This is a genomic window from Flavobacterium zepuense (assembly GCF_007097145.1).
Taxonomy (GTDB): domain Bacteria; phylum Bacteroidota; class Bacteroidia; order Flavobacteriales; family Flavobacteriaceae; genus Flavobacterium; species Flavobacterium zepuense.
The window spans coordinates 60,309-77,045 of the sequence record NZ_VJVZ01000004.1; the positions used below are offsets into that span (position 1 = coordinate 60,309).

Here is a 16,737-nt window from a genome sequence, read left to right on the forward strand (position 1 = left end):
CACTACGTTAACAAAAACCTAACACAACTATACTATTAGATAGCCACCTTAAAAATTGCTGTTAGAGGCTGTAATTAAGGTTAACCGACCAACGATAATTTGCTTCTACCCTACCGCCCGTAAGGTTTTGGCTTATAGGGAGCATTCCGTTTAACCCTATAGAGAAATTACCCAAACCGGCCTCTACCCCTATCTTGCCAAAAAGTATATCGCCTTTGGTATCGGGCAGTTCTTCGTTAAACTGCCTGTTAGTTGCATATACCTCACCCGCAATGCCAAGCTGGGGCACAAGGGTAAGCTTGTTAGCCTGTATATGGTAAAATAAAGTACCGGCATAATTAAACTGGTTGCCAAACTGGTAATGCTGGCTGTTCTCTGTCTTAAAAACATAGTTAGCCATAGCGTTTAACCCCAGATTGCCATGTTGAATAACATATTCGGCTGCCAGGATATAATCCCAACTGCCGGTACCCACCTGAAAGCTTGGGTTAACACTGCCGTTGTTGGCGCCATCATACTTACCTGTAGGTGCCTTTACACCCCCGCCCACCTGCAGGGTATGGGTAAATGACGTGCTATCGGTTTGGGTTTGAAAGGCAGTGTATAGCCCTAAAACGGTTATATCGCCCAAGCCGTTAATTTCCTGATGCCCTGTGGACAGGTCGCGGTTGTGAAAATGGTATGGCACCTGCGCCGACACTTGTATTTTTTTAGTTACCGGCACCCTTGCCCAAACCTGCATGGTGTTGAAGTTTTCGTCTATCCACGGAGAGTTCCTAAAAATACCGTCGCGGCTGGTATAGCTTTGGTAAAAATAGCGCACTCCAACAAAATTTTTATCTATCATAGAGCTAAAGCCCATGCCCCCGCCGCTTGCCGAGCAGCCACAGGCATCGCAATCGTCAAATTCATACAGGTACTTGGAAAAATTGGGTGGTAGTGTAAGGGTGTCTTTATCGGCAGCAGCTAAAACCTGCAAGGCGGTAAGGGCTATAAGCAAGCCCATTACCGTTTTTACAAAATTAGTCTGCATGCTCTGTACCGCTTTCGTTATGTACATGGTCTACACTAAAAACAGCATCTGTATTTCCCGCTATTTTTACCAAATTGTCGCCGCCATCAATAACAGCAGCCGAGCCATCAGCAGTAAGATTATTAGCCAGTACAATTTTATTCGCACCATCTAAAAACAGGCTTACATCGGTTTTAAAATGTATGCTGGGTGCAATATCATGCCTTACACGTGCGGTGTTGGGCAGGTTAAATGTAATTTCATTGTAGTTATCGTTCCCGTTAGTATTTTGCTGATACATACTAAAGGCCTTAGCCAGTGGTACTGTGGCCGATGTAAACGTACCCTCTGTATTTACAAAACGGTAACCATTAGCCCAAACCGATGCCATGTTATTGGTTATCGCCAGACTCCAGAAGTCCTGCTGGGCTTCCAGACCCAACTGGTATTGAGCAGTATCTACCCCTACCCCAAACCTAACTTTAGTATAATCGCCGGCAGGCAATTGCTCTAAGTGCACTGTAAAGCTTCCGGCTTCTTCACTCACAATAAAGTAACTATCGGCTTTAGGGTATGTATATTCGGTACCATCAGCCTTAATAAATACCACATTACTAATAATGTAGTTAAGCCTGTTAATGGTAATGGTTTCGCCATTACCGTTAATATAAGGAGCACCGAGGTTAAATTCATTTCCGGCAAATCCGTTTTCAAAGAAAAGCTCTGCATCGCCAAAAGTACCTTCTAAATTTTGTGAGCTATCATCATCATCATTACACGATACCAAAGAAGCAGCCATGGCCATAACAGCCACAATATGTTGTAGTTTAAATTTCATTTTTGTTTGAGAATTATTAATTAAAGTATAGTTATGCGCATGCTTTACTGTAAAGCAGGCATGAGTGTATTGATAGAATTATCCATCAATAAAAAACCGAATTACTTTAAGAAATAATGAGCGGGGGATGAAAAACCGCGCTGCAATTTAACTTAGAATATAAATTGCTGTACACGGGCAGGTTTTGTTTTGTGGCTGCGGGTAAATAACAGGCAAAGCTATAATGCGCAACAGCCTGGCAAAACAAGACCTCTACCTCTGTGTGTACTGATTTTTTTTCAGATAATGGCTTTTCCTGCTCGGCGGCTTTGGCAAGCTCTTTCATTAAATGGCACTTACCGTTGCAGTGCATTTGCGGCTTTGCCTTATTTACACAAAGCTCTTTTGCTATATACTCATAATTAACAACGTAGCTAACAACCGGCAGTACCGGCTTTAGTAACATTAAAAGGGCAATTAGGGTTATAAGCTTTTTCACAGGGCAAAAGTAGTAAGCCAAAAGGGTATGATTATTATTGCGGCCTACCTATTGCAGTGCCTTTTACGAAAAGCAAAACAAATAGATTGATTATCTAAACCGATAGTGACTCCATACATATAACACTGCATCTAATATTTTTTTACCACTAATACACAAAGTATAATCCATCACCAAAACACAAAAGGCACAAGGCTTTGTGGTTAACTTTAAGCATTTTGGCTACGGCGGAACATCTCCGGGGTTTGATGGGTTTGCTTTTTAAAGAAGGTCACAAAATAAGAGGCATGCCCAAAACCCAGCTTATCGGCCACCTCATTTACCGAATAATTGGTGTAATGCAGCAGCCTGCGGGCTTCGGTTATAATGTGCCGGCGTATGATGTCGCCTGCGGTTTGCCCGGTTTCTTCCTTACATATCTTATTAAGGTAATTGGGGCTTACGTTAAGCATACCGGCATAGTCTGACGGAAGTTTCTTTTCCTTAAAATTCCGGTCGATCAGTTTTTGGAACAGGTGCATCTTTTCCTGCCGCAGCGTGGGGCTTTTGGTTTCCTGTAGCGGATTGTACAGCCGCTCCATCTCAAACAAAAAGATGTTAAGGTACGAACGCATTACTTTTTCGCTCTCCCTTCGCTCCTCTAAAAATTCGCCTGAGAGGAACTCCAACAGTTTTTGCAAATGGCTGTGCTGATGGTGCGTAAGTGCAATATCAGGTTGGGCATCCCTGTTTAAGAAAGAAAACTGACTAAGGATATTATTGTTATAGCGCAGCGAGAAAAACTCTTCGGCAAAGCATATCAGCGTTCCTGTGGTATCTTCTGTGAGCGCAAAACTACTAATGCAACCCGGTTTTATTATAGCAATCATTGTATTGCCCACGGCAACGGCCTGCCCGTCTATGCGTACTTCTCCACCGGCATTATCCAGTATCAAAAACGTGTAAAAATCGTGCTTGTGCGGCTTTGCCATGATGGGGTACTGCTGTGTGATATTGCGCAGGCTGCCCATCCAGAACTTTTTTGAATGATTACCAAATATACCAAGGTTGCAAACGGGTACTTGTACTGTTTGCATATAATAGGTATTAGTTAATGTTTTAAAACGTATGTGTTTTATACATTAACCGGCGGCCTGAAAACAGCAGATAAATTTTGCGAGGTATAGAAATTGCTATACACTCCCACGCTGCTTTTATTATTAAAAACAACTGGCAGGACTTTAAAAGTATATTCAATATCAAAAGTAAAAAACAAAACTTCAGCCTGTTGGGCAGCCGTTTTTTTATCGGAGTCAGATTTTTCTTTTTCGGCGGCTTTGGCAAGTTCTTTCATTAAATGGCACTTACCGTTGCAGTGCATTTGGGGCTTGGCCTTGTTTTCGCATAGTACTTTTGCTATATAGTCGTAATTAAGCGCATACTCCAATATTGGCAGCACCGGCCGGGCCAGCAACATAAATACGACTATAAAAACAAGGTTTTTCACATTGCAAATGTAAGTCAGCCATCAAAGTTTAAAAAATTTTAATGCACTTAATTAAACCATAGGCATTATAAAATGTCTTATAGCTATAACAATTAAAAATTAAATTATGAAAACGTTAATTTTAGCAATGGCAATGATGATGGGTGTAACAATGAGTGCGCAGCCGGGTGGCGGAAGGCATCATGATGGTAAGCACATGGAAAGGGAGCAGCGTGAACAATTAACCCCCGAGCAACGAAGCGAACTTAAAGCAAAGCATATGGCACTTACCTTAGACCTTACCGACAAGCAGCAAAAAGATGTGCAAAAACTTATGTTAACACAGGCCAAGGAAAAGCAACAGTTTATGGACCAGCATAAAGCAAATAAAGAAGCCGGTAAAAAACCTACAGACGATGAACGCTTTGCTATGCAGACCAAAAGGCTTGACGGGCAGATTGCAATGAAAAGGGAAATGAAGAAAATATTAACCGAAGAACAGTTTAAAAAGTTTGAAGCCCAAAAAGAGAAAAGGCACGAAAGAATGGGGAAACATGCAAAAAATATCAAAAGACATGATAAAAGATAAATTTTTGATGTTAAAGTTTTGTGATGTTTTGTAAATTAATTAGATTTGGAGTTATAAACACTAAACAAATATCGTTTATCATGAAAAAAATAATTGCTCTTTTCGTTATGATGGTTGGATTTGGCTTTACTGCTAATGCCCAACAAAAAAAAGCGGCTGTAAAAGCTACTGCTGCTACAACTTCTAATGTTGATGTTAAACAACAGAAAATCCAGGCAGATGCAAAAGCAGACCTAAATGCTTTAAATGCTGTTGTTAAACTTTCTGATGCTGACAAACAAAGTATGCAGGGTTTATTTGAGTACAAATACCGCGCTCACAGCGAAGGCCTAAGCCAGGAGCGTAAAGATGTACTTTCTCAAACTATAGATGCTAAAATCAGGGCTACACTAAGCGCTGACCAGGTAGCTAAACTTGATGCAAACCCTAAATTGCTTAAGCAACTTACGCACTAAGATCTTTACACCTATATAATACGAAAAAGCTCCCTTGCGGGAGCTTTTTTAGTTTTTATAATGTTGCGGCCACCTTTTGTATGGCACTTAATGTAAAATCGAGATCATCATACGTAAGGGCATCGGTTATAAACCAGGTTTCGTAGGCCGATGGCGCTATGTATACCCCCTCGTTAAGCAACCCGTGAAAGAACTTTTTAAACGTTGGATTATCGCCGTTAGCTGCCGATTTAAAGTCGGTTACCGGGTTGGCATCAAAATGAACCGATATCATAGAACCAACCCTGTTTATGGTATAAGCAATAGTAGCATTATCTAATATTTTACGGATACCGGTTTCCAGGTATGCCGTTTTTTCTTCCAGCCTTGTAAATATGGCTGCATCATTATTTAATGCCTTAAGCATTTCTAAACCTGCTGCCATCGCCAATGGGTTACCCGATAAAGTACCTGCCTGGTACACGGGCCCTACAGGTGCAAGGTAATTCATGATCTCGTTACGGGCAGCAAAAGCGCCTACTGGCAGCCCTCCGCCAATAACTTTACCAAAGGCTACTATATCGGCTTTAATGCCGTAAAGCTCCTGAGCGCCGCCCTTTGCAAGGCGAAAACCCGTCATTACCTCATCAAAAATAAGCAGGGCGCCGTTTACATCGCAAATTTCGCGTAAGGCTTGTAAAAACCCTTCAGCCGGAGGTATGCAGCCCATGTTACCCGCTACGGGTTCTATTATTATTGCAGCAATATCATTAAGGTTAGCAGCGAATAATTCTTTTATACTATCAATATCATTATATGTAGCCAGCAGGGTATCTTTAGCTGTGCCCTGGGTTACACCCGGGCTGTTTGGTGTACCAAACGTTACCGCACCACTACCCGCCTGTATTAGGAACGAATCAGAGTGGCCGTGGTAGCAACCCGCAAATTTCATTATCTTTTCGCGGCCGGTAAAGCCACGCGCAAGCCTTATGGCACTCATACACGCCTCTGTACCGCTGTTTACAAAACGTATCTTATCTATATTAGGAACCATTGCAACCGCAAGCTTTGCTATCTCGGTTTCAAGCGCGGTAGGAGTACCGAACGACGTACCTTTTTTAGCCCGCTCTATAACCGCATTTACAACAGGCTCATAAGCATGGCCCAGTATCATAGGACCCCATGAGTTGATATAGTCTACAAAGCGGTTACCATCTTCATCATAAATGTATGGGCCTTTTGCTTCTTTTATAAAAATTGGTGTTCCTCCTACCGACTTAAATGCACGTACAGGAGAGTTTACGCCGCCGGGTATTACCTGTTCTGCTTCGGCAAACAGCTGGCTGCTTCTTTGGTATAGCATAATTATTTTACTTTAAGTACCTGGCCTATAGAAATTGCGTTGCCTGCAAGCCCGTTTAATTGTATAAGCGCATCTACGGTGGTATTGTGTTTTTTAGAAATTGAGTACAGTGTATCGCCTTTAACTACAGTGTGAGAGCCATCGGTTGCGCCAACGGTATTCTCTGTTGCACTTGTTGCCTGTGCTACCGATGGCGTTGTGGCTACCGGAGCTGGAGTAACCGCAGTTTGCGTAGTATTAGCAACCGGTTTAGGGGTTGCAGGCGCTACAACCACAGCTTGTGGCGTTGTGGTAGTTGTTACCGGCTTAACCGTAGGCGTAAAATCTTTGCCTAAAACTTCGGCATCATATTGCGCCAGGTCATAACGCTCTATAAGGCCAACCAGTTTATCCGGATATTTAGGATCGGTTGCATAACCGGCTGCACGAAGCCCTTTGGCCCATGCTTTGTAATCGTCTTTATCCAATTCAAAAAGTGAAGCATAACGCCCTCTTGTGGTTAGGAACAATGAGTGATCATTAAACGATTCTGATGCCTTTGCATATTTCCTGAAACATTCCTGTTCTGAGTCATCATCATGGTATACTTTATCGCCTGTCCAGTCGGTATGGCATTTAATCCCAAAGTGGTTGTTAGCGCTAACACAAAGCGTGCCCTGCCCTGCCCCACTCTCTAATATACCCTGAGCCAATGTAATACTGGCGGGTACACCGTGGTTTTTCATGTTTTGCTGTGCTATACCTTTATAATCCATCACATATTGTTTTACCAGTTCTGAGTACACTACCGTTTTAGAGGTACTTTCCAGTACCTCAACCTGGCGGTCGTCATTCTTTTTAGTTGTACCGGCAGTTGCGGTTTTAGTTTTTACAGGGGTAGATTTCTTTTTACGGCTGGTTTTTGCCGTGCCGTTTTTAGTGGTTTGTATGTAGTGTTTTTTAGATGTACAGCTTGCCATTATAACACTAAGTAATACAAAAGCTAAAATTTTTTTAAACATATCTATCTCGTTTTTATTAGGGGTAGTTTTTTTCTTAGCAGCTCTTTGTTCATACCTGCATTGCCCTGAAGCCCGCCGGTATGTATGAGCAATATCTTTGAATTTGCAGCAAAATGGCCTTTATTAACCTTATCTATAACGCCAAAAAACAGCTTTGCCGTATAAACCGGGTCTAACAGTATGGCAGTTTTAACAAAGAAATCGTTCATAAACGTTATCAATTCTTCGGTTACCTTGCCATAGCCTCCAAAATGGTAGTCTTCTACCAGTTGCCAGTTGCCATGTGGGGCAAATTTACAAATATCATTTAATAAACCCGCACCTTTAAGGGCAGGAAAACCCATAACTTTTTGATGCCCCAATGCCGAATTTATTATACCCGCAATAGTGCCACCTGTACCCACGGCACAGCAAATGTGGGTAAAACCGGCATCTGTTTCATCTAAAATCTCTTCGCAGCCCTTAACGGCCAGTGTATTAGTGCCGCCTTCCGGCAACAGGTAAAAGTCGCCAAATTGTGCTTTAAGCCTATCTATAAAATTAACGTCGGTTTTATTGCGATAGGCTTCACGGGGTATAAAATGCAGCTGCATGCCGCATTGCTGCGCAAAGCTTAGTGTAGGGTTGTCATTTATTTTACCGGCAAGCTCTTCGCCACGTATAATGCCAATGGTTTTAAAACTATACTCTTTGCCCGCCGCCGCGGTTGCTGCAATATGGTTGCTGAATGCCCCACCAAAAGTGAGCAAAGATGCCTTACCTTCGGCTTTAGCCTGCAGGATATTGTACTTTAGCTTCCTAAACTTATTGCCCGATATGTGCGGGTGCAGCAAATCTTCCCGCTTTACGGTAATGGTAATATTATCAGGCAATAAAAGTTGCAAGGGCTGGTTCATAATGCAAAATAAACATAAATTACCCGCAGCTGCAATGGTATTGTTATAAAAAAGCCTGCACCTGCTATATCTTGTTATAGATTAAGATTTCTAATTTAAAATTTAATTATCTTTGTAGCCTTATTTGCAAGGTGATGAAAATTGAAGATGAACATTACAGCAGTCCGCTTATCGCAAAGGTCTCCTTTCATAAGGTGCTGGAAACACTGGAGGAAATTGCAGAATCTGACGTAGATTATAGATCTGATTACGCCAAGGCACTGCTACGCCATACGGCCCCCTTTCCTGAGTTACGTGACGGTATTACCGATCTTTCCTTACTGGACAAGCACGAAAAACTGATTAAAAACCTCTTAGCCGACCTTTTCCCGACCGCGCTAACTAACAACGAAATTAAGGCAGCAACTATACCTTTTTTCAACATTACTTTTAACCATTCGGAACGCTTTAAAAAAATACTTACCGATGCCGGACAGGATTTTAATATATCCATCCGTAATTTTGATGAGCACCAGTTTTACGTTTTTTGCGGCTGTCTCATATTAAACAGCTACTACGGCTATCATTTTGATTTTAGCCAGCCGTTGTTTTATGATATACCCGATGCCGATGGTGTTATGAAACATTACCGCATTATGTATAACGGCGACTTTATGGAATTTATCCCCACAGATAAAGTTGTTGATATTACCGATGAGGATGTTAAATTACTGATGGATAACTTTGATGATCTTGAGCTTTGGAAAGAAAAATTTCCTGAAGAAAGCTGGATATCTAAAGGTTTTGCCATTGTGTCGTTATTTGATGCCACTACCGAAAGTGCGATATCGAGCCTTAAAAGCAACCTGCTGGTAAGCGATGATTTTGCCGAGGTAAATGTTAGTAATTTTGAAGCGATATTCAGGTCGATCTATAAAATACCCGACCTGCGAATTGGCTTTACGGAAGTAAGCACCGATGATAACTTATTTAAGCTCGCACCTTTTGAAGGCATTAAAAGCCACCTGTTGGCCGATAAAAAAGAAATTAACTGCAATACCATGTTTTGCAGCAACACCCTTGACAGCTTATTAGAACAGCGCAAATACCTCATCATATCGGATGTTGATACATACGAGTTAAAGAACCCCGAAGAATGTGATTTGGTGCAGCATCTGCGCCAGCAAAACATTAAAAGCATTATTCTTGCACCCATCATAAAAAACGACAAATTATATGGGTTTATAGAGTTGGTATCATCCCGGGCAAAAGAGCTTAACAGCATTAATGCGAACAAGCTAACCTACATACTGCCATTTTTAACCGATACGCTCGAAAGGTATTACTCTGAGCTTCAAAATGAGGTGGATGCTATTATCCAGAAAGAATACACTGCCATACACCACAGCGTGTACTGGAAGTTTAGGGAAGAAGCGCTTACCCACGTTAATAAGCGTAATAACCGCGAGAATTTTAAAGAGATCGTATTTAAGGAAGTATACCCGCTTTATGGGCAGATAGACGTAAAAGGATCGAGCACGGCGCGTAACGAGAGTACCGAGAAAGACCTTGGTACCCAGATACAAAAACTGCTTACTCTTTTCAGGTTTATATTTAAACAGGACAAACTGCCGCTTATAGAGCAACATATTTATGAGCTGGAAGGCATATCTGAAGAGCTTACAAAAGAATTAAAAGCTGATACCGAAGCGACAGTACAAAATTACATTATAAACGAGGTACATCCCGTTATACAGCATTTTGACACGGCTAATAGTGTTATACACGATAAAATTGCCGAATACTTTAGCTCGCTGGATAATAAGGTAAAAATGGTGTACGAAAACCGTAAGGATTTTGACGACACCCTTTCTATCATTAACAAACAGATGGCCATAATCCTGGATGAAAAGCAAACCGAGGCCCAAAAGTTCTTTCCGCATTATTACGAGCGCTTTAAAACCGATGGTGTAGAGCACAACCTGTATATTGGGGCATCTATATCGCCTAAGCATACCTACAGCCCTATTTACCTAAACAACCTTAGGTTGTGGCAGTTACAGGCTATGTGCGAAATGGAGAACGCCTACTATAAGCTAAAACCATCGTTACCGTATGAGCTTGATGTTACATCGCTTATACTGGTATTCAGCTCGCCTATATCGATACGTTTCCGTATGGATGAAAAACGCTTTGATGTAGATGGCACGTATAACGCACGTTATGAAGTGGTTAAAAAACGTATCGACAAATCGAATATTAAAGGTACTAAAGAGCGTATTACCCAAAAAGGTAAGATAACCATTGTGTATACCCAAAAGAAAGAAGAGGTAGAATACAGGCGGTACATACAGTTCTTACAGCACCAAAACATGTTGGGCAACCTGATAGAAAGTTTTGATGTAGAAGATCTGCAAGGTGTAACCGGATTAAAAGCCTTACGCGTAGAGGTAGCCTACAATAATGCCGATAACGCAATAGGCAGTTACAGCTACGAAGACCTTTTAAAAGAATTATCGTCTAAGTAAAGACATGATTTCTATAACAAGAACGGCAGCCAAATGGCTGCCGTTCTTGTTTTTATAATGTTTAGGGATTAACGCATCCTGAAAGCAATAACAAATGCCGCTACCGATACCAGTATGCCTAACATAAAAATGTTATAGGTTATACGCAGCAGGTTGTATTTGCGGTTGAGCACTTTACCAAGATAGTAAAGGTCTCTTATAAGGGCGTTATACAGGTAATCCCTTTCCTTCATCATATCGTTAATTGCCCACTCGTATTCTTCTAAAGGCATTTTATAAAAATTACCAAAAAACAGCAGGTTAACCTTGCGCTCCTCTATATCCTTACGGGTAAACGTACCCGTGGTAACCTTAGGCCTTGTAGACAATATAGCAAACACAATACAGGTTGTGCTAAATGCCATCATTATAAAGGTAGGCATTATAAGGTGGGCATTAGCAGGCGCATCAAGCTTTGGTATGATACTACCCAAGGCAATAGAAATAATGATCGCATTAACCGATAGCAGTATGTTGGCCTTACTGTCGGCTATTTCGCTCAGGCGGGTATGGTTGTTAAGCGTAACCCTAAACATGGTATCAATACCACGATCTGGCCTGTCCAGCTTTTCAAGTTTCTTTTTATTCAGCTTGTCTTTAGGTACTTTTTTCTTGCCTTCTTCAAGGTCATTTATCACACCCTGCAATGCTGCAATATTGGCTTCTTTTAGGGGTTGAAGCTTTTCTTTACCATACTCGGTAAAAAAGCGGTGGTGCATCAGGAGCATCTTGCGGTTGCCTTTAGCCCACTCTAAGTCGGTAAATATCCTTTGCTGGGTTAATTTCCATTCTTCCCTTAAAAGTTCAGAAAGCAACGCATAATTATCATCGGCAAAATGCGAGCAGTCGGCATCTTTAATAATTTTTTCAAGCTGGGTTTCGGGTTCCACACCCATTTCTGTAATGCGTATAAGCTTTGCCACAGTAGCGGCCTTATCTGCCGGGTAGCCCTTTTTAAGCAGGTGCTCTTCGGCCATCTGGGCACTACGTTTTTCATGCTTCTCGGGCCCATCAATATACCCCAGGTCATGAAACCATGCAGCAAGCACAACCATTTCGGTCTCTTCCTCGCTTATACCTTCTTCTTTAGCTATAATTGCAGCGTTGTTAACCACACGCAAAGTATGGTTAAAATTATGGTATATATAATCAGGAGATAACTTATCTTTGAACAAATGAAAGGCATAGCTTTCGGCATTTTCAACAAAATTCATGGGCTAAGAATTAACACCACCAATTTATGAAATTCTTTTGGGTAAACTATAGTTCTGTAAGAAATATTAAACCTTTCTTATTCCTCTTAATTTTATCCGTTTTATGCTCCTGTGCAACCCACCACGCGCAGTATGGCAAAGAAGCCATTGCACCCGTGCCGGACAGCCTTATACCCGGCGCTTTTGAACACCGGTTCTTTCTTGTGGGCGATGCAGGTTATGCCACACACCCCAACTCGCAGCAGCTGCTTGCCATAGTAAAACAAAAAATGGCTGCTGAAGGCAAAAATGCAACCCTGCTGTACCTTGGCGATAATATTTACCCGCTTGGCATGCCCGAAAAAGGCCATAAAACCCGCGAAGCATCGGAAGCATCATTATACAGCCAGCTTGACATTGCTAAAGACTTTAAGGGCAAAACCTATATGATTCCCGGTAACCACGACTGGTACCACGGATATAAAGGATTGCAGGAAGAAGCAAAACTTACCATTGAAAGGCTAAACGATAAAGATGCTTTTTTACCCCGCAAAGGCTGTGGTATTGATGATCTTGAGATTACCGATAATATTACCCTTATTACCATAGACAGCCAGTGGTTTATTGAAGACTGGGACAACTACCCTACCATAAACGACGACTGTAAAATTAAGACCCGCGATGCCATGTTCGTGGAACTGGAAAGCCTGCTGAACAAAAACCAGGACAAAACGGTAATACTTGCCCTGCACCATCCGCTTATGAGCAATGGTACCCACGGCGGCGAGTTCTCTTTTAAAAAACAGTTTTACCCATTAAAATATAAGATACCCATGCCGGTTATAGGTTCGCTTATCAACCTGGCACGCAAGGCATCGGGTTACAGTACGCAGGACATTCAGAGCCGTGTGTACAAAACTTTAAGCAACCGCATTAAAACCCTTATACAGGATAAAACCAACGTAGTGGTAGTATCGGGCCACGACCATAACCTGCAATACCTGTTTAAAGATAACATCCACCAAATTATTAGCGGGTCGGGCTCTAAAGAAGAGGCAGCACGTGCCGCAAACCCACAGGATTTTAGTTACGGCGGCAACGGCTATGCCACGTTGGATGTGTATAAGGACGGGCTTGCAAAAGTGACTTACTATAGCACCAAAAACGGCAAGGAAGAAAAGCTATTTGAAAAAATGATGCTGCAAAAGATTCCGCCGGTTATTAACCAGTATCCTGAGAGTTTCCCTGCTACCACAACCACATCAGTCTACACGCCGGAAATGACTAAAAAGAGTGCCGTTTACCGGTTTTTCTTCGGTACCCATTACAGCAACATATACAGCAGGCCTGTTACTGTGCCTAACATTACTATAGATACGCTGTATGGCGGGCTTATTCCCGGCCGTGCCGGTGGCGGTCACCAAAGTAACTCACTCAGGATAGCAGATAAAGACGGTAAGGAATATGTTATGCGCGGCCTTAAAAAGAGTGCCACGCGTTTTTTACAGGCAGTAGCTTTTAAGGAGCGCTATGTGGGCAACGAATTTGAGAACACCTTTGCCGAAAGCTTCCTGCTTGATTTTTATACCACAACCCACCCCTACACCCCGTTTATTATAGACGATCTTGAGGAAACCGCCGGCATTTACCACACCAACCCTGAGTTGTTTTACATACCAAAACAAAACCCGCTTAAAGAGGGTAACGAACGTTTTGGCGATGAACTTTATATGGTAGAAGAGCGCCCTATAGACGAGTTTAAAGATATGGCAAGCTTTGGTAAACCTGACGGTATAGACGGCACCGATGATGTGTATGAAAACCTGCGCAAGGATGCTAAATACAAGATGGATGAACGCGCTTATATTAAAGTGCGGTTGTTTGATATGCTTATAGGCGACTGGGACCGACACGGCGACCAATGGCGCTGGGCACGCTACAAAGAAAAAGACAGTGTGGTGTACCGCCCTATCCCCCGCGACCGCGACCAGGCATTCCCTAAGTACGATGGGGCTTTGCTTTCTATATTAATGAACATTCCCGCCCTGCGCCACATGCACACGTACAGGGCCGATGAACGCAATATAAAATGGCTTAACCGTGAGCCCTACCCACAGGACCTTGCCCTGATAACCAAATCGGGCGAAAACGTATGGCTGGAAGAAGCTAAAGCATTACGGGAAGCCCTTACCGATGAAGCCATAGATAAGGCATTTGCCGCCCTGCCGCCGGAAGTTCAGGATGAAACATCAGAAGATATTAAAGCTAAAATGAAGGCAAGGCGTGCCAAACTGGAGGAGTTTGCCTTAGATTACAGGAAAGTGCTATTACGAACCGTATTGATAGTTGGTACCGATAAAAAAGAGCGCTTTGAAATAACCCGCCTGCCTAAGGGTGATACCGAAGTTAAGGTGTACCGCGTTAAAAAGGGTGAAGAAACACTGGTACAATCGCAAATATACAACCGTAAAAAAACCAAGGAGATATGGATTTACGGCCTTGATGACGATGATGTTTTTGAAGTAAAAGGCAAGGCTGATAAAGCCATTATGGTTCGCCTTATTGGCGGGCAAAATAACGACACCTACGCTATTGAAGAGGGTAAAAAAGTAAAAATATACGATTTTAAAAGCAAGGAGAATACTTATAACAATCCCGGTAAAGCAAGCCTTAAACTTACCGATGATTACGAAACCAACAGCTACTATCCCGAAAAACCGGCGTATAATGTTGTTGCAGGATACCCGTCTATAGGGGGTAACCCCGATGACGGACTTAAAGTGGGTGTACTTGTAAACTATACCGTTAACAATTTTAACCGCAGGCCGTTTTCGCAAAAACACAGCCTTAAGGTAAACGGCTATACCGCAACCGAAGGTTTTGACTTTGCCTACCGCGGCACGTTTATGAATGTGGCCAGCCGCTGGAACTTTGCTTTAGATGCGCGCTATACCAGCCCTAACTTTAGTATTAATTATTTTGGGTTGGGCAACACCACACCAAACTTTGATAAAGACCTGGGCATGAACTACAACCGCGTAAAGCTGCAACTTTTTAGCATTAGCCCGTCGTTTTTTAGCGAAAGCAGGAACGGCAGCTTTTTAGAATTTAAGGCCCCGTTTGAAACTATTGAGGTAGATGGCACCAATAACCGTTTAGTAAATGAGCCAGGGGCTATACCTGCCCGACTGTTTGAGCACAGGCAGTACGGCGGCGTACAGGGTTTGTACAGTTTTTCTAATTATGATAATGCATCATTGCCGGCATTAGGCATGGCTTTTCACCTGTCATTGGGCTGGAAAACCAGCCTTGATGAAATTAAGCGCAATTTTGCCCACATGGAAACGGGTATCAATTTTGTACACAAACTGGTGCCTGATGAGTCGCTTGTGTTTTCATCTACCGTTAAGGTAAAAATGATCTTTAACAACAACTACGAGTTTTACCAGGGGGCAACCCTGGGTGGCGATACCGATTTGCGCGGGTACAGGCGCGAGCGCTTTACCGGCAGGCAGTCGGCGTATCACAGTAACGACCTGAGATATACACTGGGCAAGGTAAAAAACAGCTTTTTACCCATGACGTATGGTATACTGGGCGGCTACGATTACGGCCGCATTTGGCTGGATGGCGAATCAAGCGATAAGTGGCATCAAAGTGTAGGTGGTGGCCTGTGGCTAAGCGCTGTGGAAGCCTTAACCGCAAGGGTAACCTACTTTAAAGGATCGGATGAGAGGGGGCGTATTGCCTTTGGGGTATCGTTTGGACTATAATTCGGATAGTTTTATACTGTACAGTTTCTTACCCTCCTTACCATCTTTTTCATCGGCAATATAAAGGTTATCATTGTCTTTAAAACAAATAGCCTCTTTTTGAGAGTAATGGTTAAGGTTGAGTTGCTTCATATCGCAACCTGCAAAATTATCAGTACCAAAGTTAGTAAGCAGCCAAATTTTATCACCACTAAGCAAAACAACTTTAGTGCCGTCGGGACTAATATCGGCGCTTGTAAGTGCGCAGGTGTGGTAGTCACCACAGGTTTTTATTGTGCCTAAAAGTTTAGCCGCATGATTGCCCGCTTTGTTGGGTACACGGTAAACGCTCACGGTGCCGTCAAAACCTTTGCTGCGGTTTTTTGTAAACAGGTAAAAGTTACCGTTCTGCACAAAAAACGATTCTACATCATAAATCCATTCTGACTTTTTAGGAGGAAACGCCTTTTGTTCCGAGTAATAAAATGTAATTTTATCTGCAGCGGTACCTAAATTACCGGCAGCCAGCTTATAAATAGCAAGATCCTTACGGTCGTTATTGTTATTTCCAAAATCGCCTATGTAAATGTTACCCTCTTTATCGGCAGCCATATCTTCCCAGTCGGTATTGGTGGCATTGGTAATGGTTACTTCTTTTGCTACGCTGCCATCATCGGCAATTTTATAGATTTTATTGTCGTTGCCGCTGTCTTCTAACGCCCATAGTTCGCCGTTAATGTATTCCATGCCTGAGACTTCTTTCAGGCTAAGTGAGGCAATTTCTTTAAGTTTTGTGGGCTCAGAAGATGAGCATGAAAGTAAGAGTATGGTAGCAGGTAATAAATAACTGAATTTCATTTGTAGGTATTTTTTGTAAAATTACTACACAAAGTAACAGCAACGCTAAACTTTATATTGTATTTAAGATTATAACGTTACTTTATGCTTCTTATTGGAGCAAACTACCAACATGCATCAAAAAAAACCATCGGTAATCCCGATGGTTCTCCACTACTAAAAAAATCAAAGTACTAAAAAAGTGTTATGCCATACTGATTAAGTATATATGTTTATGTGCCCGCGTACTGATTAACGGTGTATTAAACTGCACTAACAATCATTTATTAAAACAAACATAGTTATGTTTTAAATAAAAACAATGCGAAATGC

At 42.2% G+C, this 16,737-nt stretch carries 14 protein-coding genes; 4 read left to right on the top strand and 10 right to left on the bottom strand.

Annotated features, from left to right (window positions below; all coding sequences use genetic code 11):
* Window positions 1-61 precede the first annotated feature (61 nt).
* The 5 genes from FMM05_RS07420 to FMM05_RS07440 all read right to left on the bottom strand — a co-directional run bounded on the left by FMM05_RS07420 (window position 62) and on the right by FMM05_RS07440 (window position 3,814).
* Window positions 62-1,033, bottom strand: a complete 972-nt coding sequence (locus FMM05_RS07420) for a transporter (protein WP_235894376.1) — start codon at window positions 1,031-1,033, stop codon at window positions 62-64.
* Complete coding sequence (locus FMM05_RS07425) at window positions 1,023-1,850, bottom strand: MbnP family protein (RefSeq protein WP_143372713.1); 828 nt, start codon at window positions 1,848-1,850, stop codon at window positions 1,023-1,025. The genes FMM05_RS07420 and FMM05_RS07425 overlap by 11 nt, the downstream gene beginning before the upstream one ends.
* 106 nt (window positions 1,851-1,956) lie before the next feature.
* On the bottom strand, window positions 1,957-2,328 hold the full coding sequence (locus FMM05_RS07430) for a hypothetical protein (protein WP_235894377.1): 372 nt from the start codon (window positions 2,326-2,328) through the stop codon (window positions 1,957-1,959).
* Between the two features lie 209 nt (window positions 2,329-2,537).
* Window positions 2,538-3,404, bottom strand: a complete 867-nt coding sequence (locus tag FMM05_RS07435) for an AraC family transcriptional regulator (RefSeq protein WP_143372714.1) — start codon at window positions 3,402-3,404, stop codon at window positions 2,538-2,540.
* Between the two features lie 38 nt (window positions 3,405-3,442).
* Window positions 3,443-3,814 (bottom strand): hypothetical protein, encoded by a 372-nt coding sequence (locus FMM05_RS07440; RefSeq protein ID WP_235894378.1) that lies wholly within the window; start codon window positions 3,812-3,814, stop codon window positions 3,443-3,445.
* Between the two features lie 106 nt (window positions 3,815-3,920).
* Here FMM05_RS07440 and FMM05_RS07445 point away from each other — a divergent pair, with 106 nt between their 5' ends.
* Together FMM05_RS07445 and FMM05_RS07450 are read left to right on the top strand one after the other, a co-directional pair.
* On the top strand, window positions 3,921-4,382 hold the full coding sequence (locus FMM05_RS07445; RefSeq protein ID WP_143372715.1) for a hypothetical protein: 462 nt from the start codon (window positions 3,921-3,923) through the stop codon (window positions 4,380-4,382).
* 80 nt (window positions 4,383-4,462) lie between these two features.
* Window positions 4,463-4,837: a hypothetical protein gene (locus tag FMM05_RS07450; RefSeq protein WP_143372716.1), complete on the top strand. Its 375-nt coding sequence runs from the start codon at window positions 4,463-4,465 to the stop codon at window positions 4,835-4,837.
* A gap of 55 nt (window positions 4,838-4,892) precedes the next feature.
* On the opposite strand, the gene hemL is transcribed toward FMM05_RS07450, so the two are convergent.
* Genes hemL through FMM05_RS07465 form a run of 3 tightly spaced genes read right to left on the bottom strand, consistent with a single transcriptional unit; the run spans window position 4,893 to window position 8,076 of the window.
* Complete coding sequence (gene hemL / locus FMM05_RS07455; RefSeq protein WP_143372717.1) at window positions 4,893-6,179, bottom strand: glutamate-1-semialdehyde 2,1-aminomutase; 1,287 nt, start codon at window positions 6,177-6,179, stop codon at window positions 4,893-4,895.
* A 2-nt stretch (window positions 6,180-6,181) separates the two neighbouring features.
* Window positions 6,182-7,180 carry a glucosaminidase domain-containing protein gene (locus FMM05_RS07460; protein WP_143372718.1) on the bottom strand — a complete coding sequence of 333 codons (999 nt, stop codon included), beginning with the start codon at window positions 7,178-7,180 and terminating at the stop codon, window positions 6,182-6,184.
* Between the two features lie 2 nt (window positions 7,181-7,182).
* Window positions 7,183-8,076: a 1-aminocyclopropane-1-carboxylate deaminase/D-cysteine desulfhydrase gene (locus tag FMM05_RS07465; RefSeq protein WP_143372719.1), complete on the bottom strand. Its 894-nt coding sequence runs from the start codon at window positions 8,074-8,076 to the stop codon at window positions 7,183-7,185.
* A 134-nt stretch (window positions 8,077-8,210) separates the two neighbouring features.
* On the opposite strand from FMM05_RS07465, the gene FMM05_RS07470 reads away from it, so the two are divergent.
* Window positions 8,211-10,583 (top strand): GAF domain-containing protein, encoded by a 2,373-nt coding sequence (locus tag FMM05_RS07470; RefSeq protein ID WP_185965528.1) that lies wholly within the window; start codon window positions 8,211-8,213, stop codon window positions 10,581-10,583.
* 68 nt (window positions 10,584-10,651) lie between these two features.
* Here the strand turns inward: FMM05_RS07470 and FMM05_RS07475 are convergent, their stop codons facing one another.
* Complete coding sequence (locus FMM05_RS07475; RefSeq protein WP_143372720.1) at window positions 10,652-11,836, bottom strand: Pycsar system effector family protein; 1,185 nt, start codon at window positions 11,834-11,836, stop codon at window positions 10,652-10,654.
* A gap of 26 nt (window positions 11,837-11,862) precedes the next feature.
* Here FMM05_RS07475 and FMM05_RS07480 point away from each other — a divergent pair, with 26 nt between their 5' ends.
* Window positions 11,863-15,588 (top strand): metallophosphoesterase, encoded by a 3,726-nt coding sequence (locus FMM05_RS07480; RefSeq protein ID WP_143372721.1) that lies wholly within the window; start codon window positions 11,863-11,865, stop codon window positions 15,586-15,588.
* On the opposite strand, the gene FMM05_RS07485 is transcribed toward FMM05_RS07480, so the two are convergent.
* On the bottom strand, window positions 15,583-16,425 hold the full coding sequence (locus FMM05_RS07485; protein ID WP_143372722.1) for a hypothetical protein: 843 nt from the start codon (window positions 16,423-16,425) through the stop codon (window positions 15,583-15,585). The genes FMM05_RS07480 and FMM05_RS07485 overlap by 6 nt on opposite strands.
* Window positions 16,426-16,737 lie beyond the last annotated feature (312 nt).